The following is a 22,601-nucleotide window of genomic DNA, read 5'->3' on the forward strand; positions in this document are numbered from 1 at the left end:
CATATCACTCCTTATTTTCTGTCCCCACGTAGCGGGAAACAGCATCCTGGTAAAAAGCGCTCACCTGATCAACAAAGTAAGCGGCCGAGATGTCATGCAGCTTTTGCTGGCGCAATTCTGGTTTGTCAGGAAAGGCAGCGGGGTGTTGTAGGTAATCAATCACGTCGGCACTAAATTCCGCCAACGTTGTAAAGGTTTTGCCCAAGGAAGGGTCATTGATTAAATCATCCGTATACGGGCTGGACGCTACAACCACCTTGGTATCAGCTGCCATAGCTTCAATGTACGTCAACCCCTGTGATTCTGAGTTCGAGGTGGAAACAAACAAATCGGCCATTTTATAGTACGCATTTACATTCTGGTTATTAATTTCGCCCGTGAAGGTCACGTGGTCTTGCAGCCCTAACCGAGCCACTTCGGCATGTAAATCATCCGCCGCGGGTCCGTCCCCCACAATCACCAAGTGCGCGTTAGAAACGGCCTCTAAAATCGTCGGCATCTGGTCAATTAGGGTGTCAACGTCCTTTTCGTAGGCTAACCGACTCAAGGATAACAGCACGGGTTGGTCAGCAGTTAAGCCCAACTCAGCCCGGACGTCTCCAGTTGCAGCTGCCTCGTAGTGTTGTAAGTCAACTCCCGTCGGAATAATCCGAATGGGGCTTTTGACCCCGTAGTCGGTTAACTTATCGAGCACCCGTTTACTGGGAGCCACGATGCCGTCCAAGTGATGACAAAACGCTAGCGTTCCTTCCTTTACATGAATCGGTTTTAACAACCGGCCGTTCGCCACGTAATGCAGGTAATCCTCATACATTGTGTGGTACGTGTGCAAACACGGAATGTTCAGATTCCGGGCCACAAACTTCCCAATCATTCCCATCGAAAATTCAGTTTGGGTGTGCACCAAGTCAATCCCTAACTTCTTGGCAATCTGCGTGGCCTGAAACAACCCGCGAACCGCAATGCGCCGTTCTGTAAACGAAATAAAGGGAATACTGGAAAACCGGTAAATGCCTGCTTCTTGGTCCTCGTTTGCGTTTGGATCCGTAGTCGTGAAAATATAGACCTGATGCCCACGCCGTTCCAATTCATCCCGCAGCGTTTTAATGGAAGTTGCTACCCCACTTACTTGCGGGAAATATGTATCTGTAAATAAGCCGATCTTCAACTGCCGGTCCACCCTTTCCAAATGACGATAAACAACTAGAATTATATTGGTTTCGCCCATCCTTTGCAAATCATGTCGGTAAAGAAAAAGAGTTGCCGTAGCAACTCTTTTAACACCCAATCGATGACTATTCGATTAAGCCTTCATCCTTCATGGTCTTTGCGATTGCTTCCAGGGCATCCTTCGCATCATCACCATCAGCAGTAATTGTAATAACCGCGTTTTGGCCGACCCCGAGTGACATAACCCCCATGATTGACTTTAAGTTAACCGTCTTGTCTTCGTATTCCAACGTAATGTTTGAGTCAAACTTACTAGCCGTTTGAACCAAAAAAGTTGCTGGACGAGCATGAATCCCAGTTTCCGCAGTGATCTTAAATTGACGTTTTTCCATATCAACGCACCCCTTTGTAACCATATTTATAGTTTAAGCCTACCAATATATCCATCAAAATACAAGCGTTTGCGCCCTCGTTCCCGTGATTAGTTAGCACTAGCATAGTGATAAACAACCACGCCATTTTCCTGGGCCGTACCAACCACCCGCTTCCGCGTGGGATAATCCATAAACGCCTGTTGAAAGGTAAAAAACTGATCAGGTTGCACGGTCAATTCTTGGAGCTTTCCATTTTGCAGCTGTTCTAGTTGGGCGGTAAACGCTTCCTTGGTTGGTTCCATTGGCTTCGCTTCCTTTCTGTTCTTCTCATTTATTCTATCATAAATCACGTTGCAAGGGGGGCAGTGTAATTACTTGAAACCCGCTTTGAGGTGAGTATAATAATAATCACATGGCATTAGTCAATAAAGGTCAAAAAGACCAGAACCATAAAGGAGGTTGTACCAATGGAAGGACAACAAGGTGCATACGGATTTGGAAATCTAGACGATTTAATTCGCTCCATGCAAGGAAGTAATCAAAACGGGGCTGCCGGAACGCAAGGTTCCAACGGCAACAACGGTCAAAAAGGCATTTTAGCAACTTACGGAACCGATTTAACCAAACTAGCACGGACGGGAAAACTCGATCCTGTCATCGGAAGAGACGAACAAACGGCCCGGGCCATTGAGGTCTTAAACCGGCGGTCCAAAAATAACCCCGTGTTAATTGGGGAAGCCGGAGTCGGGAAAACGGCGATTGTCGAAGGACTCGCGCAAAAAATTGCCGATGGAACGGTCCCCCAAAAATTACAAAGCAAACGGATCATTCAAATTGACATGGTTTCAATCATTCAAGGAACCGGGATTCGGGGTCAATTTGAAAAAAAGATGCAACAACTCATTAAGGAAGTTAAGGCTGATCCAAACATCATCCTCTTCATTGATGAAATTCACGAAATCATGGGCGCTGGCAATTCTGAAGGCGGTCTCGATGCCGGGAACGTGTTAAAACCATCACTGGCCCGGGGGGACTTCCAATTAATTGGTTCCACCACCCTGAAAGAATACCGGGACATTGAAAAGGATTCGGCATTGGCACGCCGGTTCCAGCCCATCATGGTGAACGAACCGAGTCCAGAGCAAACCGTAAAAATTTTGAAGGGCTTGCAAAAGAACTACGAGGACTATCACCTCGTTCACTATACCGATCAAGCCATTGAAGCAGCAGTTAATCTTTCGAACCGCTACATCAATGACCGGTATCTCCCGGATAAGGCCATTGATTTACTCGATGAAACCGGATCACGGAAGAACCTGACCCTCAACATTATCGATCCGAAGGCCATTGAAAAAGAGATTGCCCAGGCCGAACGCCAAAAGGAAGCGGCCCTCCACAAGGAAGATTATGAACAAGCTGCTTTCTACCGCGACCAGGAAAAACAACTAGAAGCCCAACGGGACAAAGGGGCTCGTAACTACAACACCAATAACAACACGGTCACAGAAAAAGACATGCAACAAGTGGTTGAAGAAATTACCGACATCCCGGTTGGTGACTTAGAGGAACAAGAAAAGGCGCAACTAAAACAACTAGACCACAAGCTTGAAGAACACGTGATTGGCCAAAACGAGGCGGTGAACCAAGTTGCCAAAGCCATTCAGCGGAATCGGATTGGCTTTAATAAGTCTGGCCGTCCAATTGGCTCCTTCCTGTTCGTCGGTCCAACCGGAGTGGGAAAAACTGAGCTAGCTAAGCAGTTAGCAAACCAACTCTTTGGCTCCAAGGATGCCTTGATTCGGTTCGACATGTCTGAATACCGAGAACCCCAGTCCGTCGCAAAGCTAATCGGAGCAGCCCCCGGCTACGTTGGCTACGACGAAGCTGGTCAGTTAACCGAAAAGGTGCGGCGCCATCCTTACAGCCTGATCCTCTTCGATGAAATTGAAAAAGCTCATCCCGATGTTTTACACACCTTCTTACAGGTGCTTGATGACGGTCGCTTAACCGATTCGCAAGGCCGAACGGTTTCCTTTAAGGATACGGTCATCATCATGACTAGTAACGCCGGTTCGAACGCAGAATCAAACGTTGGGTTCGGGGCAGCCGCCCACGGCAAGACCCACTCGGTCCTCAACAAGTTAGGCGCCTACTTCAAACCCGAATTTCTGAACCGGTTTGATGGCATCGTCGAGTTTAACCAACTGCAAAAATCAGATCTGCTCAAGATTGTTGATTTAATGCTCGATGACATGAACCAAAACTTGCAAACCGCTGGCATCAACGTGGCGGTAACCCAACCAGCTAAGCAACAATTAGTTGAACTTGGTTACGATCCAGCCATGGGTGCCCGGCCCTTACGGCGGGTCATTCAAGACCAAATTGAAGATCCGACGGCTAGTTACCTGTTAGATCATCCCGATGCTAAGAAACTAGTAGCAGACGTTGATGACCAACACCAGCTTCACGTTTCAGCCCAATAAGCAGCGCTTTAAAAACCCCCAGCTCTGGTAGCTGGGGGTTTCTTTTTTCCCCCTCCATGCTAAAATTAAGCCATGAGGAAGGAGTTCAACCAATGTTCAAATTCTTGCAGAATCTATTTCGATCAAAACCCGCAACTCCGCATCAAACAGAGCCCACACCGGAACCGGAACCGGCACCGACTCCAGAAACGGAGAAAACTGGCAGCGTACCCGTTCCCAATCCCCAACCGGCAACGCCCCCGCTCCCGGAGCGCGAAGCAGAGGTGCTCGTTCAATTCAATACTAACCAGGGCGAGACCCTGCGGCCGGCCGTAATCATGAAGACCAAGCTCGGCGCCTATCTGTCCCTACACATCCCGGTTATTCAAAACTACACCTTCATCACCCTGACCGGGCTTACAACCAGAGTCACCAGTGTCCAACAGGTGGTCCAATTAATTTATGCGCCCACGAAAGCGGCCCCGGTGGCAATCTATTGCTTTGACTACGACACCAACCGCTTGTTAGGTGCGCCCCAATTTATCGATGGGAACCGTGACGAACCCTATCACATCGAACTCCCCCACTTACCGGGCTACCAACTGCACTTTCTAGCGGGAGACCGGGACGGAATCTTTACAGATATAACCCAAACCTTAGTCGCCTACTACCGCCACGACAATTGGCGGCTAGTGCAACCCGTTTACTATCGCGTCCGGATTAAGCATCGTACGGCGGTCTACCCTGAGCCCCGCGTTGCTAATCCCTATCCCGAAGCTCTGCCCGCCGGCTCCGTTTGGAAGGTCTTCAAGGAAGTCCAAGTGCACCACCATACCTGGTTATCACTGGGAGGTAACGAATGGATTCAGGCCACCGTTGCCACCCAACTTCCAGAAAATAAATAACCATTAAAAAAGCTTGGAGCAACGATTCGTTGCTCCAAGCTTTTTTTATAGATTGCGATCCATGTCATACGTCAGTTTAGAGAGGGTTAGTCCCTTTGACATTAGCGTATTCATCAGTTGATGCACCCGATCGTACATCTCGTTCGTTAAACTCAGATTCTGTCTCTCCAAAAACGCTGGCACTTGAGGTTCGCTTAGATGTCGCGCCTGATAAATCGTATTTTCCAGGTGCGTCAAAAACATTTGGTTGGCTTCCGTCTTAAAGTCCCGCACCGTCTGAACAAACTGTGGATAGTGCGTTTCCGCAAGCATCGAAAGCTTCCGATACATCCAGTACGCGCTTTGATCATCCATCGTCAGGGGGGTCTGATCGTAACTAGCCGGTGTCTTAGCCACGTTCGCAAAAAACGGTACGTAGGGACTAAAGGCCGGTACCCCAAAATTTAACCACATAATTGCAGCCCACTGCGGATTTTCCGCATCGTTTCGAAACTGAAGCACGTGTGAATTTTGGGTCCGATTCATGGCAACCGGCCGAAACTTTGTTTTCAACTCGCTCGGTCCGTTCCCCAACGGATCATACTCCGTTTCGTTATAGTGCGAACTCAACACCGCTTCCACGTCCATCACGGTCAATTTCCGACTTGCCTTGCGAATGAATGGCAAATCATTTGAGACTGGAGATTGCTCAATTTCTGGGTTAAATAACTTTTGTCCGTACCAAACCCGGGGCGTGTTGTAGTGGCGGTCCTTTTCGTTACTGGTCCCAAAAATCCGCCGGAAGTTGAATCCTTCCTCGGCTGGATTTAAATGGTAGCGCCGAACGAACTCCTCAATCCCTTCCGAATGTAAAAACTGGTCGGAATCATCAAAGTCAACTTCTTGAATCGCAACCTGATTGGCCACCACGGCGTAACAATCATCTGGAATGCGCTGGGCGACCCAGTGGTGTCCAGTCACAATCTCCATGTACCAAACCTCATTCGCATCCGCAAATAAAACTCCGTTTCCTTCCGGAGACCCATACTGTTTTAAGAGGTTTCCCAGGTATTGAACTCCGGCTTTCGCGGTATCAATGTAGGGTAAGACTACCGACTGCAACGAATCCTCTGCAATTCCATTTTGAACCCAAGGATCGTGTGAGAGGGCCCGGGGGTTCCCGTAAACACTTTCCGTGGCACTCATTGCAACGTTCTTTTCATTAAATCCGCTTTCTGCGTAGACGCCAGCGCGGTCTACGTCCGCGTTGGGAGTCGCCAGATACCGATAACCGGTGTCCGGTAACGGCATCCGGAGCCCGTTTTGTCCTGAGTGCCATTCGCGGCCCGCTTGTTGGTAAGCGGGCACCACCGTAAACCGTTGGGGGGTCAGCGGTAAAAAGGTATCGTCGTTTCTCGCAATCATGGTTGACCCATCAACGCTCGCCGCTTTCCCGACTAAAACACTCGTACATGCTGACAACTGTTTCATAATTAACCTCCTTGGTTCTTACAGTTTGGCCGTTAACTTAACGTCTGGATACTTGCCCTGGAACCAACGCTCTGCGAATTGATTTTCAAACAGAAACAGAGGGTCTCCGTGAATGTCCTTCACCAAAATGTTCCGTGATGACGACATTTTTTCGTCTAACTGGTCTGGATCAATCCAGCGCGCAATTTTATGGCCGAGGGGCTCCATCACTACATCTGAATTGTACTCATTTTGCATCCGGAACTGAAAAACGTCAAACTGCAACTGGCCGACCGCCCCTAAGATATATTGACCGGTATCATAAGTGGTATAGAGCTGGATGGCCCCTTCTTGCACCAGTTGCTGAATCCCCTTGTGAAAGGACTTTTGCTTCATCACGTTTTTCGCCGACACCCGCATAAATAGTTCTGGCGTAAACTGCGGCAAACTTTCGAACTGCAGGGCTTGCTTGCCGGTATAAATCGTATCGCCAATTTGGAAGTTTCCGGTATCATACAAGCCAATGATGTCGCCAGCAACGGCGGTTTGCACGTTCTCTCTGGTGTTGGCCATAAACTCAGTCACGTTTGACAACCGAATTGGTTTGTTGGTTCGACTCAAAGTCACGTCCATTCCCCGTGCAAATTCACCAGAACAAATCCGCACAAACGCGATTCGATCCCGGTGTTGCGGGTTCATATTGGCTTGAATCTTGAAGACAAACCCCGAAAATTCGGGATCAGTCGGGGCAACCTCATCTCCCGTCGTGGTTTCGTGGGGGCCAGGAGCGGGAGCCAGCTTTAGATAGGCATCTAAGAAGGTTTGGACCCCAAAGTTAACCAGCGCCGAACCAAAGAAGACCGGCGTTTGCTCTCCGTGCGCAATTTTTTCGCGGTCAAACTGGTTCCCAGCTTCTGAGATTAAATCCATTTCGTCCTTGGCTTCTAAGTAAATGTCGTCGTCAGCCAGCTCGCTGGGTTCTGCCAGCTGACCATCAGCATCTAACGGAATAAAGGACCGTCCTTCCGATTCCGGTTGAAACTTTTCGACCCGGTGGTTGTAACGATCATATAACCCCTTGAAAATTCGTCCCGAACCAATGGGCCAGTTCATTGGATATGCTTCAATTCCCAGGACTTCTTCTAGTTGATCAACCAGTTCCATTGGGGGGCGACTATCCCGATCGAGTTTGTTCATGAACGTAAAAATGGGAATGCCCCGCATCTTACAGATTTGAAACAGTTTCTTCGTTTGGGGCTCAATCCCCTTTGCTGCATCAATCACCATCACGGCCGAATCAACCGCCATTAACGTCCGGTACGTATCTTCGGAAAAATCCTCGTGTCCCGGCGTATCCAGAATGTTAACCCGCTTATCATCGTAATCAAACTGCATCACGGAACTCGTCACGGAAATTCCCCGTTTTTGCTCGATTTCCATCCAGTCAGACTTCGCAAAGTTGCCACTCTTCTTGGCCTTAACCGTTCCGGCTTCGCGGACAATCCCCCCAAACAACAGCAGTTGTTCGGTAATCGTCGTTTTCCCCGCATCAGGGTGGGAAATAATCGCGAACGTCCGGCGCTTATCCACCTCTTGTTGTAATTGTTGTTTTTGCATAACTTCCTCCTGCGTTCATTATATAATAGCTCGGCATAAAAAAAATCCGGGTTGCCGGATTTTTCGGTTATTGTTCGTGTTGAAGTTGCCAAATATTGTAAAAGAAACTAATGATCACTTTGACAATCGCGTAGATTGGAATCGCCAAAATCATTCCCAGTAAGCCGGCAATGTGCCCGGCTGCGAGCAAAATAATAATGATCGTTAACGGGTGAATGTTGAGCGACTTTCCAATTACGTTCGGGTAGACAAAGTTTCCATCAATTTGTTGCACGATAATGACCACCACAATCGTCCAAAAAGCTTGCGCGGGACTCACGGTAATCGCCACTAAGAGGGCGGGAAGAATCCCAATGTAGGGTCCTACGTAGGGAATCAAGTTACAGAACCCGGCAAAGACACCTAGAAGTAAGGCATACTTCTGCCCGATTAAGAAGTACCCAATCGTGGTAAAGGTTCCGACAAACAGACACTCAATCACCTGACCACCAATGTAGTGCGACAGGGTTTGATTCATCTTAGTTAACAACGCCGTCGTTTGCTTCCGGTGCCGTTCTGACAACGTTGGAAACAGTTTTTCAATACTAGGAAGGAACTTATCCCCATCTTTTAGCATATAAAAGAGGATGATCGGAGCTGTAATCATCGTGACCACGATGTTAGCCGCCATGGAAATGATGTCACCCGCACTTGAGGATAAGTGGGTCAACAAACTCTTCAAGTACGAAGAATATTCACTCTGAACCTTCGTAATAATGGGATCCCAGTTAATGTTTTTCAAAAAGCCGTGCTTAGAAAGCTTCGTGAGCGATTCTTCTTGGTGCGCTGCAAACTGGGGCATGTGACTCGCCATGTTCGCAATTTGCCCGACTAACCGGGGTAAAAAGGACACGAAAATGAAGATAATCAAACCGATAAAGACCACGAAGATAATCGTGGTTCCCCACGTCCGGTTGATCCGCTTGGTTTTTGAAACGGGAATCTTCATTAATAATTCCAAAATTGGATTCAACATGTAGTAGAGGAATCCGGCAATTAACAACGGGGCAAAGATGGTGGAAATAAAGACCCCGATTGGTCGAAACATGAAGTCAATCTTGGTACAGCCATAGATAATCGCCACCACCAGGAGAATTTCTAAGGTCCAAAATAATAACTGTGTGCGTTTGCTGTTGCTCGTTTTCATTGCTGCCCCTTTATGTCGTCTATCAACTGATCAATGTCATCGAAGGCAAAGCCCCGTCGTAACAAGGCCTGTTTGACCTTTTGTTCCCGGGCAAGCCCCGTTTGCTTGCGATACTTATGCCAGGCTTTCTCCCCCGCTTGCGCTAACAAACGGGCTTGGTCGTCCGCATCAACCGTATCGTCAATTGCGGCAAGCGCCTCGTCGATGGTAGCAAAGGTAAAGCCCTTGCGCATCAGTGCTAATTTAGTCTTTTCAATTCTCTTATTATATGGGTAACGTTGCGCTTGGTCAAACGTCTTTTGCGCTAACTGGATGGCAATTTTAAGCGCTTGCTCATCGGGATAATCGGTTGCTACCGCCGTCTGGGCGAGATTTTCCGCAATTCCCTTGTGTTGGAGGTACCGTTGCGCCGCTTGGGGACCCTTTTTCCCCGCCAAAACCATCTGCTGCACATACCGCTGCGCGTACTGGCGATCATCAAGCAATTGTAACTGTTTTAACCGGTCCACCACCTGATCAATCGCCGCTTCATCGTCGGTTAACGTTGCTAACTTCGTGCGTACCTCAGCCTCCGTGCGACTTTGATACGAAATAAAGTCAACCGCCTTGGCGTATAGTTTTGCCTGCTGATCGGCCGCCTGAATTGTTTGAATTAACGAACGCGTCAGTTGCTGTCCCTGAAATAAATGGTACTGAATTAGGACTTCTTCACTTACTGGAAAGGCATACTGACCGTCTAGATACACGTTATAGCGCCCGGGCCGCTGTTGGGCGACCACTTTGGTAACTTTCGCTGTCACTGCATCAACTCCCATCGCACTCCATCCTTTCTAAATTCACAATTATCACTGCTTCTGCTATACTAAGGAGAAAAAATCGAAGGAAGTGCGCCCATGACTCAAGCACACGTAGTATTTGCCACCATCACTGGTAACAACGAAGACATCGCGGACATTGTCACCGAGGGATTAGAAGACCTTGGTCTCACGGTACAGGAGACCGAGATTTCGCAAACGGATCCAGAAGAACTGCTCGAAAGCGATCTGATCGTAATCTGTCCCTACACTTATGATGAAGGAAACCTGCCGGAAGAAGGTCTCGACTTTTTCGATGATCTTGCTGATCTGGATCTAACCGGAAAAATCTTTGGGGTCGCTGGCTCCGGCGACGTTTTTTACCAAGAGTTTTATAACGTCGCCGTTGATAAATTCGCCGATGCCTTGAAACAAACCGGCGCCACCCAAGGCGCTCCGAACGTGAAGATTAATCTTGATCCGGACGAAGCAGACATCGAAACCCTTGATCAATTTTCAAAAACGCTGGTTGAGCATCTGCCCCACGCAGACTAACCGGTCACTAAGTCCCTCCCTATTTGGTGAGGGACTTTTTACTTACCAGTGATTTAAGTGACGTTTGCGTGGTCGCCTCGGGTAGTGATCCGTCACAGTACTCCTGCAGACTGGCGTTGATTACGGCGCCAAACAATAAAATCGTCCCCATGAAGTTTAACCACAGCATCAAGACCATCACGGTTCCCAGGGTTTTGTAGGCCGAAATGCTACTGAAAAAGGAACTGATAATTAACGAAAAGACCTGGGTTAACACCAATAAGCCGATCAGCGCGACCACTGCTCCACAGACCACGTACCGAAACTTGGTCGTGACACTGGGAACAAAGTAGTACAGCAGGGTTAAAATAACGATGGATAAAACTAACGTGACGGGAAACCGGGCGTCATTTAACAGGTTCACGACGCTCGTTGGCACGTGCAATTCTTTGTGGGCGAATTTCAATAATACGCGACCAAAGCCCATGACGATGATGAGCACAAACAGAAGGACTACTAACAACAGCATCCATATAAACGAAGTTAGCCGATTCATGATGGAACTCTGGTCGGTAACTCCGTAGATTTTATTGACGGACCGCTGAAACGCTGCCATCGAACTACTAGCCGACCAGATTACGATAATAATCCCGATCGACAGGATGCTCCCCCCGTTCCCGGTAAAAATCGACTTAGCAATCGGGGCAATGCCCTGGTAAATCGACCCCGGCACCATCGAATGAATCGTGGCGAGCACGTTGTTAACGTTGGAATTGGTTAGCCGAATGATTCCCCCGATGATAATCAGAATGGGAAAGAGGGAGAACAACACGTAGTATGCAAACACCACGGCTGAATCGGAAACGTCCCCTAGGTTAAAGCGCTTGAGTACCAGTTTGCAAAACTGAATCACCTTTTGTTTGCGGGTTGTCATGCTTACACATCCTCCTCTAAGTTACAACTTCATTAGTCGGTAAAATCGGTTGGTTTCATTGTAGCAGAAATTGGCATTTCGAATTACCCTAAATTAATGCTAAAATAAAAGAGTAGTGCTACTTTTCGATTAACCTTGAACAACCAAGGAGGAACAACTTTGGAAACAATCAGTCTGATTGTCCCTTGTTATAACGAACAAGCATCAATCCAATTATTTTACGATACGGTGGAAAAGGTCTTTGCACAAATGAACCAATCGACCGCCCAGTACCAACCGGACTATCTCTTTATCAACGACGGATCTAGTGACGACACCGCCAAGATTCTCAGAGATTTACATCAGGAGCACCCAGAGACCGTCCACTTCATTTCCTTTTCAAGAAACTTTGGAAAAGAAGCCGCAATGGCAGCGGGACTTCGGAATGCCACCGGGGACTACGTAGCGTTAATGGACGTTGACCTCCAGGATCCTCCCGAATTACTCCCGAAGATGCTCCACATTATCACCACGGAACCCTACGATTGTGTGGGCTGTGTGCAAACTAGCCGCAAACAAAATCCGATCCGGGCCTTTCTTTCCGCTAGTTTCTATAAGGTTATCGACAGCCTTTCGGACGTGAAAATTAAACCCAACGTCCGTGACTACCGGCTCATGACCCGCCGGTACGTAAAAGCGGTCAACGAACTAACCGAATACAACCGTTTTTCAAAGGGAATCTTTAGCTGGGTGGGCTTTCAAACTAAATACCTGAAGTACCCCGGCCGCCCGCGGGCCGCTGGTGAGACCCACTGGTCAATGGTGCAACTAATTGAATACTCCATCGAAGGAATCGTTGATTTTTCCGATGCCCCACTGCGCATCGCCACCTTTGTCGGAGGAATCTCCTGTTTCCTCGCCATGATTGGCATCATCATCGTGGTGATCCGGGCCCTCTGCTTCGGAGATGCCGTAGCCGGCTGGCCGTCCCTCGTGTCCATCATGCTCCTCATTGGTGGAATTCAACTCTTTTGCCTTGGGATTCTCGGCAAGTACATTGGTAAGATTTACCTCGAAACGAAGCGCCGTCCCCAATACATCATTGAGGAGCAGGCCTAATGAAAAAATTGCAAGCACTTTATCAACGCCACCACGACGTGGTCTTCTACCTCTTTTGGGGAGTCGCAGCCACCGTGGTGAACCTCGTGACCTTCTATCTCCTGACGCAGTATACAACCTTAAACTACGTCATTAACTACTCGGTCGCCTGGGTAATCACGGTATTATTTGCGTTTTATACCAATAAGTACTTTGTTTTTCACAATCACCACCACTCTACCCGTGAATTTTGGTACCAACTGGTCACCTTTTTCGCAGGCCGGTTTTTAACCTACCTCATCGGAGCTGGCATTTTAGTCCTTGGAGTAAGCGTGTTAAAGTTTGATTCTAATTTAGGGAAGAACCTAGTGAACGTGTTCCAAAACGTGGTAGTCATCATCTTGAACTACTTCTGGGCCATTTGGGTTTCGTTTCGCCAAAAAGCGTAATCGGTTCATAACCGGAACAACTACCATACAATAAACCCGATTACCAAATTGGTAACCGGGTTTTATTAATTTACGCGTTGATTAACGCCTGTAAACTGGGCGCGGCTTTAGATGGATGAAACTCAACGATGCGATACTGCGCAATCTGGTGCTGATAAAATGGATCCTGATGATAAATTGCTTCCAATTCTGCGCGAGACGGAACGGCTGCCAGAATGATGCCGCCATCCCGTGGTTCCTTGCGACCTGACAACAGAAAGTTCCCAGCGGCATAATTTCGGTCTAAATACGCATTGTGCGCCGCTAACTGCTGGTCCACCTCAGCCAGTGGTTTTTGGTACGTCAATTCAATTATAAACATAGTGCTTCCTCCTCATTTTGCTACCACTTTAATTTCAATGAATAAGTTCACTGAACACGTTCATTATAATCAGCTAGAAAGGAAATTGCAATGGTTAACAAGCGCACCCAGCAAAAAATCGCCACCCAGCAAAAAATCTTTGCGGCCGCCGTCCAATTAACTAAGGAACACGGGTTTACTCACATCTCGATTAAAGACATTGTCACGGCCGCTCACGTCTCCACCGGGACGTTCTATCTCTACTTCAAGTCTAAACAGGACTTGATCTCCCAGGTTTATTACGACCATTTAAACCAGACCATGCAAGCGCTTTTAACTCGGCTTGCGTCGCAATCAATGTCGCCCCTCACCAAATTGCAAACCCTAGTGGCTGCCGAATTTGAATTTGCAGCAACCATGGGAGTTGAAATCACCACCCGGGCCTTCATTGCCAATCTGGATGCCAACCTCACCGCACCCGGGAACCACTTTCAACAGCGGACCTTTACCACTGGTCTGCAAGCCGAACTCCACGCGGCCATCGCTGCGGGTGAAATTACACGGACTGACGAAGCCACCCTCTTTTTGGAACTGGAAACCATGGTGCGGGGTCTAATGTTGAGCTGGTGTTTTGCCAACGGTTCCTTCGCCATTCAAACCACGGGGAAGCAAATGATTCATGATTTTTTTGCTCCATTAGTGTAACTTTTGTAAGCTAATTAGTTGCATTGCGCGCCCAGTGCAAGCGTACAATATACTCATACCAACTAAAAGGAGTTCAAACTTATGAGTGTAAAAGATAAAGTGATTGTAATTACCGGTGGTTCATCAGGAATGGGAGCTGCCACTGCCAAGTTAGCTAACGAACGTGGTGCCAAAGTCGTGATTGGATCGAGAAACCAAGCCAAACTTGATGCCATGCAGGCAGAAGTGGCTCATCCAGAAAACTTTGCAACCAAGCTCACTGACGTAACTAACGCTGCTGACGTACAAGCCCTAGTTCAGTTAGCCATCGATCAGTTTGGCCAACTTGACGTGATGTATAATAATGCCGGCATTATGCCTAAGGGTGACATTGCGGATGCCGAAAAATTACCAGTTTGGCAGGGATTGCTTGAAACCAATCTGATGGGTGTGTTAAATGGGATTGCAGCAGCTGTTCCAACGATGCGCAATCAAGGTCATGGGTTAATCATGGCAACCGATTCCGTTGCCGGCCACAAGGTTTCCCCTGGTTTTGGCGTTTACGGTGGAACTAAATTTGCCGTCAAAGTAATTATGGAAGGCTTGCGGCAAGAAGAACATGCCAACGGCATTAAGACGGGAATTGTGTCCCCTGGTTTCGTTAACACAAACCTGATGAACACGATTAACGATCAAGCTACCCATGACCAGATCATGGCTGCAAATAACGCGACGAAGAACGGTTGGTTAAGTGCTGATGACATCGCTGAATTAGCGGTCTTCATGATGAGCCAACCAGAAAATGTTGACATCAACGAAATCATGGTTCGGCCTACGGGTCAAGATTTCTAAGTATCCAAATTTAAAAGTGCAATCAAACTTTAGTTTTTGACTAAAGTTCGATTGCACTTTTTTTAATGTCATTTAACCTAACACTAACCCTCGGCTTTCTCACAGAACTCCGTTATGCTAAGCACAAATCCCGGAACTACTTAGCGAGGAGGAACTTTTATGAAGCACCAATTACAAGTTAACTCAGAGATTGGCCCCTTACGAACGGTCTTAGTGCACCGTCCCGGGGCTGAATTAGAAAACATCACTCCGGCTACCATGCAGGAGTTACTTTTCGATGATGTCCCCTTTTTGAAAATGGCGCAACAAGAACACGATCAGTTCACTGACCTTCTGCGTCAGCATCACATCGAACCAGTTTACGTTGAGCACTTGCTGACGGAGACTATAACCGAGCCGACCCTTAAAACCGCGTTCATCGCCGCCTACCTCGCCCAATTTCCCCTTTCGCCGCTCCAAAAGCGAGAAGCCACTACCTATCTGGAAAAATTAGCGTCCCCTGCATTGACCACCACCATTTACGCGGGATTACGAAGTGCCACGGTCGGGTTGCCGGAAAACTACCAGCAACCGTTTCTCCTCCCACCCCTTCCCAATGCTTACTTTACGCGCGACCCCCAGGCTACGTTGGGAACCGGGTTCACCATCAATCCCATGACCTTTGCCGCCCGTAAACCGGAGTCCATGATCTTTGAGTGGATTGTTCAGCATCACCCGCGCTTTCAGACGACCCCTACCTGGCTATCCCCCACCATCCCAACTCATTTGGAAGGTGGAGACGAGCTAGTGCTTAATCGGCAAACGCTGGCCCTCGGGATTTCAGAACGCACCACCCGAACCGCCGCGTTGACGTTAGCCCAGCACCTCTTTACTGATCCGGCGTCGTCCTTTACAACCATCATCGCCATTCAAATTCCGCACAACCACGCCATGATGCACTTAGACACCGTGTTTACGATGGTCAATCGCGATCAATTCACCATTTTCCCCGGTATCATGGACCACGATTACCGGTTAAATATTGAAGTGCTTCAACCAGACGGACACGGTGGAGTATCCGTTAAACGGGCCACCCACTTAAAACCCGTCTTACAAGCAGCCCTCGACCTGAGTGAGATTGATCTGATTGAAACGGGCGGGGGCGATGCCATCGTTGCTCCCCGCGAACAATGGAACGACGGCTCGAATAACCTGGCAATCGCACCCGGCGAAGTGATCACCTAAGACCGCAACTACCGCTCCATTCAGTTGATGCGTGAACACGGTCTTACCGTGCATGAAATCCCCTCCTCAGAACTAGCTCGAGGCCGGGGTGGAGCTCGCTGTATGTCGCAGCCGTTGTGGCGGGATGATGTCTAAGTAGTTCCTTTTAAATCATTCATTTTTTTTGTCATAATTTTATCTTCATAAGATCCAAATTGAACTGCTAATGCTTTTCTTATTTCTTCTCTCCTAGAATCTTCTTTTAGTCCCCCATCATCTTTTTCACTTATAAAATAATAATAATCTATCCGGTTAATGCAACCCACTGCTTCAGTAATGAACATCTTTATATCAACATCTGAGGCATAATCGTGTCCGATGATCGTGATAGTAACATCATCACCTTCTTCAATATTTAAACTTTGTTTATCCTCAAAATAGGCATTCAAAGCATCTAAACTTTTATTATTATTTTGTTTTAATTTACTTCTAAGCCCAGCAATGTTCCCCTTGGGATCTTCAGCAATATTGTCTGTTGGTTTAAATGGATTTTTCATCATAAAGGCATCATCTATTAATTCTAAAAAAAATCGATATTGAGGATCATAATTATTAACATCTGGAAAAAATATTTCAACTAATTCTTTTTTTGATAAGTCTTTATACTCTTCACTTTGCTTTGCCCATAAAATAAACCTTTGGATTGATTTCATTGGCGATATCATATCTATGTGTATCTCCTCAGGATTTTCAGCTCTAACATCAGAAGATAAATTAACACTTTTATATTGATAATCATCATTATCATATAAATTATTAAGACTTCGTTCTCCACTTTTTGGTACTTTATCAGGTGAATATCCAAAAACAAAGTCCTCATTGATAGAACCATGAAAATAATTAATTTTTTCACTTGGAACGTTATAATTTTTTTCTAAAGTATCTGTATAATTAAATGTGATAATTTTATCCGCATCTTGCAAAATAGCTTCAATTTTATTGAATTTTATATTTTTATTCTCATTTTCCTGTTCCTTTAGATACCTTCTCAGCTTTTCTCTCCATCGATCTATTATTTTATTGTATTGCAAAGGTTTCTTTTTCCCATCTTTACCATCTCTATCATACTTATCATTAATATGTTTATATTCATAAAACATTGAATCTCTGAGAATGGTTTCTAGGTCATACCAATCATTACCCCCTTGAACTTGATTGATATATTCATTAATTATCATTTTTTTAATCATATCTTCGTTATTTTTGGGGCTAACTAATTCTTCTATCCTAAAAATAATTGCTTCCCGTTTAATTCTTTCTAAAATATACTTATCCTTATAATCAAAAGTTTTTTCAACAAAACTCTTAAATGAAGTATCTAAGTCGTGCATCAAATCAAATCCGTTGCCAATAATAACAATATTTTTTCCCCTATTCATTTTAAGCTCCTAAAAATTAAAGATTATGATATAAAAAAAGCAACCATAATTATGATTGCTTTTTTATTTAAATTTAAACCACCAGATTTAGCAGTAGCACAACAATCAGTCCCGTTACCGAGATCACGGTTTCTAGACTCGTCCAAATTCCTAACGTTTGCTTAACGTCTAAGTCAAAGTATTCTTTGAACATCCAGAATCCCGCATCGTTAACGTGGGACGCAGCCAGAGAACCAGCTCCAATGGCCAAGGCCATCATGACCGGGTTGACGTTCAAGGAGGACATCAATGGCATTACCAAGCCGGCAGCCGTCATTCCGGCCACCGTTGCCGATCCCAAGGAAACCCGCAAGATTACAGCTACTAACCAACCCAAGAGGATTGGAGATAGGTTCGAGTGCATCATCATGTCCTTAACGGCATTTCCAACTCCACCGTCAATTAGGACTTGTTTAAAGGCACCCCCACCGGCAATTACAAGCAGTAGCATTGCGATTGATTTTACGGCTTCGGAGATACTTGCAGAGATTTGTTTCATATCGCGACCGCGGTGGAAGCCCATGGACCAGATGGCGAAGAGTAAGGCAATTACCATCGCAATCATCGGATTCCCGAGCATTGAAATGAAGGCGTCAAAACCATGCGGATTCTTAATTTCTTTCCCACCGTTAACCGTCAGTTGGTAAACCGTATTCACTGCCATGAAAATCGCTGGGAGTAATGAAGTCAAGGCGGACAGTCCAAAGCTTGGCGTGTCCTTTAAGTCGTATTCCTTCACTTCCCCAAAGGCCGGTAAACTTTTCTTTACCACAAAGGCATCCGGGAAGAACTTCTGAACTACTTTCGTCCATAGTGGACCAGCCACGATCACACATGGAATGGCCACGATGATCCCAAACAGGAGCACTTGCCCGATGTTAGCACCCAAAGCTGTTGCAACGGCCGTTGGAGCTGGTTGGGGTGGCAAGAATCCCTGGGTTGCTGACAAGGCAGCCGCCATCGGAATTCCTAGGTATAGGAACGGAACATCGGCTTCGAGAGCCACTGCAAACACGATTGGCGTCAAGAGCACCAGCCCTACTTCAAAGAAGAGCGACATCCCAATAATGAAAGAGGCCACCACAATTGCTAACTGCAATCGTTTCTTTCCGAACCGGCGAATCAACGTCTGAGCGATTCGATACGAACCCCCGGCATCAGAAACCAGGCGTCCAATCATGGCTCCAAACCCGAAGACGACCGCTAGTTCTCCTAGCGTGTTCCCAATCCCTAACTTAATGGAGTTGGCAATTGAGGCCGGGTTCATTCCGAGTCCCAATGCCACTAAAATTGCTACCACAATTAATGACACAAACGTATTAAGCTTGAGTTTGATGATTAAAAATAGCAACAACATGATTCCTAAAATTAAAACGACAAACGGCATCATATTTAGTTCCTCTTCTCTTTAATTTAATCGCTACTTTTTAGTACAAAAACCATTGTATGCGTTTTCATTACTTATTTCAAGCCTTTTATTTCTAATTTTGTGCAGATTGTTAATATGGTAGAATAAGGGTAAAGACCTAAAGGAGTTTATTTATGAATAACGAAAACAACAAATTTTGTACTAACTGTGGGAAAGGGATCCCGAATACCGCGCAGTATTGCCCCTACTGCAATACCAAGCAACCAACTCTCAATCCGACTTATTTAAAACGGAGTGACGTTAGTTCCCACTTTTGTCCCCGCTGTGAAAATATTCTCCCCAACGACATTTCCTATTGTCCGTACTGTGATGAACCCCAAACCCGGGTTAGCGCTAACGCTACGCAATCACAACCAACCCCCACGAAAACGGCGGCTACTAATCCAACTAGCCCACGTCCCCGGCGGAAGAAATCGCACTTTTGGCGTAATGTGATCGTTTTATTGATCATCATTTTGTTGGCCATCATTGCCTTCTTCACTTACCAAAATTCGCAGGCAAATCAGGCTGCGCAAGCCGGTCAGAAACAGCCCCAGGGAATTGAACGAATCTTTGCCTTCTTTAACTTCCAATCGAACAAATATGAATCCGGTCAGGATGCCGCCCAGGGTGTCGAAAAGATCGTTAAAAAAGTCCCAAATAGTAAAGGTTCAGAGGTTAAGTGGGATCCGAACTCCCAAACGGTTAACGTGAACCTGCCCGCTTCTTCCCCAATTGTAAAGAGTGCCGAATCTGGCTCCCCACAGGTTTGGAACGCGCTGGTCAAAGCTTTACAAACCATCTCCAAAGACATCGATAGTAACTCCAAAAATCAAAACGACTACTCCAACATCCGCGTGGTTCGTAACGACACCAATCAACCAATTCTCCAGGTCGATAAGGGAAACGTGTCGTTAAATAGTCGCGATAAATAAAGAGCGCAGTAACTTCAAGCAAAAGCCTACTTTCTCATCCCGAGTAAGTAGGCTTTTCTGTCAGCATTCACTAGCAAGGAGCATTTTATGAAAACCATTCCCGAATATCTTAAGACCATTGCTGATCCCGCCCACCGGGCCAGCTTTCAAGCCGTGTTACGGTGGATCACAACTAACTTTCCACAACTGGACCTCGTCATAAAGTATAACCAACCGATGTTTTTAGCCCATGGTACCTACATCATTGGCTTAAGCGCTGCCAACCATCACTATTCAATTGGCCTCGAAGGCCAGGCCATCACCCGACGCTTTCTGCCTTTGGCAGAGCAGCTCGGCCTGCAACATGGCCATAAAACCATTCGGGTTCCTTACAAACATCCGCTTCCGACTGAACTCCTGCAGGCAATTATCACGCGCCAGTTGGAACAAAAACGAGACGTTACCACCTTTTGGCTGCCTGCTAAGGAGCGGTTTCAAACCGGCTCGGATTACAGTTCGGTTTAACCCGCCCATGTTTGAAAAAAGATTCACAAGTATAATCCCTTCATGCTAAAATAACAATAATTAAAACCTAGGAATCCTAGGCCAGCAATCATTATTTTAATGGAGGACGTTATGCAACTTACCGATGCTTTCGTGAAAACACTAACAAATCCGCGAATTGTGAGTGCCATCACTTCGACCATCTTGATTATCTTACTCGGATTTTGGCTCCGTAAACGTGCCATTTTTTCCGAAACCTTTGGCAAAACCTTAGCCAAAGTGACCCTCACCGTTGCCATTCCCGCGTTAGCCTTAAATTCCTTTATGGCACCAATCGATGGCAAAACCCTTGCAGAGGGCATGAATGTCTTACTTTGGGGCTTTTTAATCATCGTAATCTTCTTGCTTCTCGCGCCGGTATTCTACCTGAAATTACCCAAATCTGAACGGGACGTCATGGGCATTTTAACCACCTTTGGCTCGACCACATTCTTTGGGATTCCCGTGGTGGGAGCCGTGCTCGGACCGAAGGGGATTATGTATAGTTCCATTTTCAACATTGGGTACCGCGTTTTTCTGTATTCCTATGCTTACATTAAAATGTCCGGTCTCAAACTCGAAGTTAAAAACGTGAAAAAAATGCTGCTGAATCCGGTGGTCATTGCCACCTTTCTGGGCCTCATCCTCTGGTTAACTCAGGGCGATCTTCCCCACGTCACGGTTCCCACCTTTGCCAATGGCGTTCTGGTAACGGGAGCTAGCAGCCACTCAGTGTCCATTTTTCGAATTGACCAAACCGCCCTCTGGTTGTGGACGCCCCTCAACTACTTAGCCCAGTTAGCTTCGCCCTTAGCCTGGCTCTCAATTGGGATTACCCTCGGTTCCCTCTCCTTTAAACAAGCTGCTAAAAGCAAACTATCTTGGTATTACGGGTTTAATAAGGTCATCCTCGTTCCGTTCATCACCCTGGGACTAACCGGTGGCTTCGCTGCCATCGGGATTTTACCCCTAAGTTTTGTGGCGATTGCAACGATGGTCATTATGATGGCTACTCCGACCGCGACGGTGGCTTCTGCCTATGCCATTAGTTTTAATCGTGACGCTGTTTTGGCTTCAAACGCCGCCCTCATCTCCACCGTGCTCACCGTAATTATGATGCCCATTTGGATTGCTATTTTACAGGTCATTCATAACGCCGGCTGGTTCCACTAGAAAGGAAATTGCATGTTTAAAATTACCGCCTACGGAGTTCGTCCTATAGAAGTTCCGTACTTTCACAAGTTAAATCACAACCACTACGACCTCAACCTGGTCCCCGATTTGTTAGATCAGCAGAATGCCAACGTTGCCAAGGGCTCGGACGGAGTGCTACTGCGGGGTAACTGCCAGGCCGATCGTCACAACTTAGAACAGTTTAAAGAGTGGGGCATTAACTACGTTTTCACCCGCACGGTCGGCGTTGATCACATCGACCTTCCGGCTGCCCAGGAATTAGGCATCACGGTAGCGCGGGTGCCCAGCTATTCTCCCTATGCGGTGGCAGAACTGGCGCTGACCCTTGGCATGACCTTGTTTCGCAAGGTCGGTGCTGAACTCACCAACACCCATGCTGGTCGGTTTACGGTTGCCGATTCCTACTTTAGTAAGGAAATTCACAGTTCGACGGTCGGAATCATTGGTTGTGGTCGGATTGGCGCGGCAGAAGCCCGCTTATACGCAGGGATGGGGACCACGGTCCTTGGGTATGATCCCAATTCTTCTGATCCGCATCAAAAAAATGGGATTCCCCTCGTTGACCTCCCTGAACTGCTCCAGCGGGCGGATTTAGTCTCGCTACATGTGCCCTTAATTGCCGGTCAAACCGAAAATCTGATTGGGGCCACCGAACTGCAGATGATGAAACCCGCTGCGATTTTGATTAACACTGCCCGCTCGCAAGTTGTTAATTTAGCGGCCGTCACCACGGCCTTGCAACATCATCAACTAGGCGGTTACGGGGCGGACGTGGTGGTTGACGAACGTCACATTTTTGGGAATGACTTTGCCACCCTCGCGGACCTTCCCAGCCCGGAACTTCGCCACCTCATGGAACACTTTCCCAACGTCATTATCACGCCCCACGTGGGCTCCTTTACCGAACCAGCCCTGCAGGATATGATTACCACCAGTTACCAGAACTTTGCGACGACAATTGCTACGGGCACGTGTCCCAACGTTGTCCAGTAAGCCACCCCTTGACAGACCCGGTTCAGAATTGTTTAATTGAG

22 protein-coding genes and 1 pseudogene are annotated in these 22,601 nt (G+C 47.0%); 12 read left to right on the forward strand and 11 right to left on the reverse strand.

Annotated elements, in window-relative coordinates:
* Positions 1-4: 4 nt before the first annotated feature.
* From M3M35_RS02575 to M3M35_RS02585, 3 genes are all read right to left on the reverse strand, one after another.
* Positions 5-1,168, reverse strand: a complete 1,164-nt coding sequence (locus M3M35_RS02575; RefSeq protein WP_252750442.1) for a glycosyltransferase family 4 protein — start codon at positions 1,166-1,168, stop codon at positions 5-7.
* A 127-nt stretch (positions 1,169-1,295) separates the two neighbouring features.
* Entirely contained in the window at positions 1,296-1,562 is a 267-nt protein-coding gene (locus tag M3M35_RS02580) for a phosphocarrier protein HPr (RefSeq protein ID WP_252750443.1), read from the reverse strand.
* 89 nt (positions 1,563-1,651) lie between these two features.
* Positions 1,652-1,846, reverse strand: a complete 195-nt coding sequence (locus M3M35_RS02585) for a hypothetical protein (protein WP_252750444.1) — start codon at positions 1,844-1,846, stop codon at positions 1,652-1,654.
* 165 nt (positions 1,847-2,011) lie between these two features.
* Between M3M35_RS02585 and M3M35_RS02590 the strand changes: the two genes are divergently transcribed.
* Together M3M35_RS02590 and M3M35_RS02595 are read left to right on the forward strand one after the other, a co-directional pair.
* A complete protein-coding gene (locus tag M3M35_RS02590; RefSeq protein ID WP_252750445.1) occupies positions 2,012-4,027 on the forward strand; it encodes an ATP-dependent Clp protease ATP-binding subunit in 2,016 nt (671 codons plus the stop codon).
* 92 nt (positions 4,028-4,119) lie between these two features.
* Positions 4,120-4,911 (forward strand): MucBP domain-containing protein, encoded by a 792-nt coding sequence (locus M3M35_RS02595; RefSeq protein ID WP_252750446.1) that lies wholly within the window; start codon positions 4,120-4,122, stop codon positions 4,909-4,911.
* Between the two features lie 45 nt (positions 4,912-4,956).
* On the opposite strand, the gene M3M35_RS02600 is transcribed toward M3M35_RS02595, so the two are convergent.
* The 4 genes from M3M35_RS02600 to recX all read right to left on the reverse strand — a co-directional run bounded on the left by M3M35_RS02600 (position 4,957) and on the right by recX (position 9,963).
* Positions 4,957-6,381: a C69 family dipeptidase gene (locus tag M3M35_RS02600; RefSeq protein WP_252750447.1), complete on the reverse strand. Its 1,425-nt coding sequence runs from the start codon at positions 6,379-6,381 to the stop codon at positions 4,957-4,959.
* A gap of 18 nt (positions 6,382-6,399) precedes the next feature.
* Entirely contained in the window at positions 6,400-7,977 is a 1,578-nt protein-coding gene (locus tag M3M35_RS02605) for a peptide chain release factor 3 (protein ID WP_252750448.1), read from the reverse strand.
* 67 nt (positions 7,978-8,044) lie between these two features.
* Positions 8,045-9,163, reverse strand: a complete 1,119-nt coding sequence (locus tag M3M35_RS02610) for an AI-2E family transporter (protein WP_252750449.1) — start codon at positions 9,161-9,163, stop codon at positions 8,045-8,047.
* A complete protein-coding gene (gene recX / locus M3M35_RS02615; protein WP_252750450.1) occupies positions 9,160-9,963 on the reverse strand; it encodes a recombination regulator RecX in 804 nt (267 codons plus the stop codon). The genes M3M35_RS02610 and recX overlap by 4 nt, the downstream gene beginning before the upstream one ends.
* Before the next feature lie 93 nt (positions 9,964-10,056).
* Here recX and M3M35_RS02620 point away from each other — a divergent pair, with 93 nt between their 5' ends.
* Positions 10,057-10,512: a flavodoxin gene (locus M3M35_RS02620; protein ID WP_252750451.1), complete on the forward strand. Its 456-nt coding sequence runs from the start codon at positions 10,057-10,059 to the stop codon at positions 10,510-10,512.
* A gap of 19 nt (positions 10,513-10,531) precedes the next feature.
* Here M3M35_RS02620 and M3M35_RS02625 read toward each other — a convergent pair whose 3' ends face one another.
* A complete protein-coding gene (locus M3M35_RS02625; protein WP_252750452.1) occupies positions 10,532-11,425 on the reverse strand; it encodes a YihY/virulence factor BrkB family protein in 894 nt (297 codons plus the stop codon).
* Between the two features lie 159 nt (positions 11,426-11,584).
* Here M3M35_RS02625 and M3M35_RS02630 point away from each other — a divergent pair, with 159 nt between their 5' ends.
* Together M3M35_RS02630 and M3M35_RS02635 are read left to right on the forward strand one after the other, a co-directional pair.
* The gene (locus tag M3M35_RS02630; protein WP_252750453.1) at positions 11,585-12,523 is read left to right on the forward strand and encodes a glycosyltransferase family 2 protein; all 939 of its coding nucleotides are present in this window, start codon (positions 11,585-11,587) and stop codon (positions 12,521-12,523) included.
* Positions 12,523-12,951, forward strand: coding sequence for a GtrA family protein (locus M3M35_RS02635; RefSeq protein WP_252750454.1), 429 nt, complete (start codon positions 12,523-12,525; stop codon positions 12,949-12,951). The genes M3M35_RS02630 and M3M35_RS02635 overlap by 1 nt, the downstream gene beginning before the upstream one ends.
* 70 nt (positions 12,952-13,021) lie before the next feature.
* On the opposite strand, the gene M3M35_RS02640 is transcribed toward M3M35_RS02635, so the two are convergent.
* Positions 13,022-13,312: a YciI family protein gene (locus M3M35_RS02640; RefSeq protein ID WP_252750455.1), complete on the reverse strand. Its 291-nt coding sequence runs from the start codon at positions 13,310-13,312 to the stop codon at positions 13,022-13,024.
* Between the two features lie 90 nt (positions 13,313-13,402).
* Here M3M35_RS02640 and M3M35_RS02645 point away from each other — a divergent pair, with 90 nt between their 5' ends.
* The 3 genes and pseudogenes from M3M35_RS02645 to M3M35_RS02655 all read left to right on the forward strand — a co-directional run bounded on the left by M3M35_RS02645 (position 13,403) and on the right by M3M35_RS02655 (position 16,186).
* Complete coding sequence (locus M3M35_RS02645) at positions 13,403-13,996, forward strand: TetR/AcrR family transcriptional regulator (RefSeq protein WP_252750456.1); 594 nt, start codon at positions 13,403-13,405, stop codon at positions 13,994-13,996.
* Between the two features lie 81 nt (positions 13,997-14,077).
* Complete coding sequence (locus tag M3M35_RS02650; protein ID WP_252750457.1) at positions 14,078-14,827, forward strand: SDR family oxidoreductase; 750 nt, start codon at positions 14,078-14,080, stop codon at positions 14,825-14,827.
* Between the two features lie 159 nt (positions 14,828-14,986).
* Positions 14,987-16,186: pseudogene (locus tag M3M35_RS02655) on the forward strand (arginine deiminase).
* On the opposite strand, the gene M3M35_RS02660 reads toward M3M35_RS02655, so the two are convergent.
* A complete protein-coding gene (locus tag M3M35_RS02660; RefSeq protein ID WP_252750458.1) occupies positions 16,183-17,469 on the reverse strand; it encodes an AbiH family protein in 1,287 nt (428 codons plus the stop codon). The pseudogene M3M35_RS02655 and the gene M3M35_RS02660 overlap by 4 nt on opposite strands.
* Before the next feature lie 73 nt (positions 17,470-17,542).
* The gene (locus M3M35_RS02665; protein ID WP_274706360.1) at positions 17,543-18,898 is read right to left on the reverse strand and encodes a gluconate:H+ symporter; all 1,356 of its coding nucleotides are present in this window, start codon (positions 18,896-18,898) and stop codon (positions 17,543-17,545) included.
* Between the two features lie 152 nt (positions 18,899-19,050).
* On the opposite strand from M3M35_RS02665, the gene M3M35_RS02670 reads away from it, so the two are divergent.
* From M3M35_RS02670 to M3M35_RS02685, 4 genes are all read left to right on the forward strand, one after another.
* Positions 19,051-19,851 carry a zinc ribbon domain-containing protein gene (locus tag M3M35_RS02670; protein ID WP_252750459.1) on the forward strand — a complete coding sequence of 267 codons (801 nt, stop codon included), beginning with the start codon at positions 19,051-19,053 and terminating at the stop codon, positions 19,849-19,851.
* 87 nt (positions 19,852-19,938) lie between these two features.
* A complete protein-coding gene (locus M3M35_RS02675; protein ID WP_252750460.1) occupies positions 19,939-20,355 on the forward strand; it encodes an iron chaperone in 417 nt (138 codons plus the stop codon).
* 111 nt (positions 20,356-20,466) lie between these two features.
* A complete protein-coding gene (locus M3M35_RS02680) occupies positions 20,467-21,546 on the forward strand; it encodes an AEC family transporter (protein WP_252750461.1) in 1,080 nt (359 codons plus the stop codon).
* 12 nt (positions 21,547-21,558) lie between these two features.
* Positions 21,559-22,560: an NAD(P)-dependent oxidoreductase gene (locus M3M35_RS02685; protein ID WP_252750462.1), complete on the forward strand. Its 1,002-nt coding sequence runs from the start codon at positions 21,559-21,561 to the stop codon at positions 22,558-22,560.
* Positions 22,561-22,601 lie beyond the last annotated feature (41 nt).

The organism is Fructilactobacillus myrtifloralis (assembly GCF_024029335.1).
GTDB classification, from domain to species: Bacteria; Bacillota; Bacilli; order Lactobacillales; family Lactobacillaceae; genus Fructilactobacillus; species Fructilactobacillus myrtifloralis.

Coding starts and splice junctions, on each gene's coding strand:
- M3M35_RS02580 (WP_252750443.1), bottom strand. CDS start 1,562: ATGGAAAAACGTCAATTTAAGATCACTGCGGAAACTGGGATTCATGCT.
- M3M35_RS02585 (WP_252750444.1), bottom strand. CDS start 1,846: ATGGAACCAACCAAGGAAGCGTTTACCGCCCAACTAGAACAGCTGCAA.
- M3M35_RS02590 (WP_252750445.1), top strand. CDS start 2,012: ATGGAAGGACAACAAGGTGCATACGGATTTGGAAATCTAGACGATTTA.
- M3M35_RS02595 (WP_252750446.1), top strand. CDS start 4,120: ATGTTCAAATTCTTGCAGAATCTATTTCGATCAAAACCCGCAACTCCG.
- M3M35_RS02600 (WP_252750447.1), bottom strand. CDS start 6,381: ATGAAACAGTTGTCAGCATGTACGAGTGTTTTAGTCGGGAAAGCGGCG.
- M3M35_RS02605 (WP_252750448.1), bottom strand. CDS start 7,977: ATGCAAAAACAACAATTACAACAAGAGGTGGATAAGCGCCGGACGTTC.
- M3M35_RS02610 (WP_252750449.1), bottom strand. CDS start 9,163: ATGAAAACGAGCAACAGCAAACGCACACAGTTATTATTTTGGACCTTA.
- M3M35_RS02620 (WP_252750451.1), top strand. CDS start 10,057: ATGACTCAAGCACACGTAGTATTTGCCACCATCACTGGTAACAACGAA.
- M3M35_RS02625 (WP_252750452.1), bottom strand. CDS start 11,425: ATGACAACCCGCAAACAAAAGGTGATTCAGTTTTGCAAACTGGTACTC.
- M3M35_RS02635 (WP_252750454.1), top strand. CDS start 12,523: ATGAAAAAATTGCAAGCACTTTATCAACGCCACCACGACGTGGTCTTC.
- M3M35_RS02640 (WP_252750455.1), bottom strand. CDS start 13,312: ATGTTTATAATTGAATTGACGTACCAAAAACCACTGGCTGAGGTGGAC.
- M3M35_RS02645 (WP_252750456.1), top strand. CDS start 13,403: ATGGTTAACAAGCGCACCCAGCAAAAAATCGCCACCCAGCAAAAAATC.
- M3M35_RS02650 (WP_252750457.1), top strand. CDS start 14,078: ATGAGTGTAAAAGATAAAGTGATTGTAATTACCGGTGGTTCATCAGGA.
- M3M35_RS02660 (WP_252750458.1), bottom strand. CDS start 17,469: ATGAATAGGGGAAAAAATATTGTTATTATTGGCAACGGATTTGATTTG.
- M3M35_RS02665 (WP_274706360.1), bottom strand. CDS start 18,898: ATGATGCCGTTTGTCGTTTTAATTTTAGGAATCATGTTGTTGCTATTT.
- M3M35_RS02670 (WP_252750459.1), top strand. CDS start 19,051: ATGAATAACGAAAACAACAAATTTTGTACTAACTGTGGGAAAGGGATC.
- M3M35_RS02675 (WP_252750460.1), top strand. CDS start 19,939: ATGAAAACCATTCCCGAATATCTTAAGACCATTGCTGATCCCGCCCAC.
- M3M35_RS02680 (WP_252750461.1), top strand. CDS start 20,467: ATGCAACTTACCGATGCTTTCGTGAAAACACTAACAAATCCGCGAATT.
- M3M35_RS02685 (WP_252750462.1), top strand. CDS start 21,559: ATGTTTAAAATTACCGCCTACGGAGTTCGTCCTATAGAAGTTCCGTAC.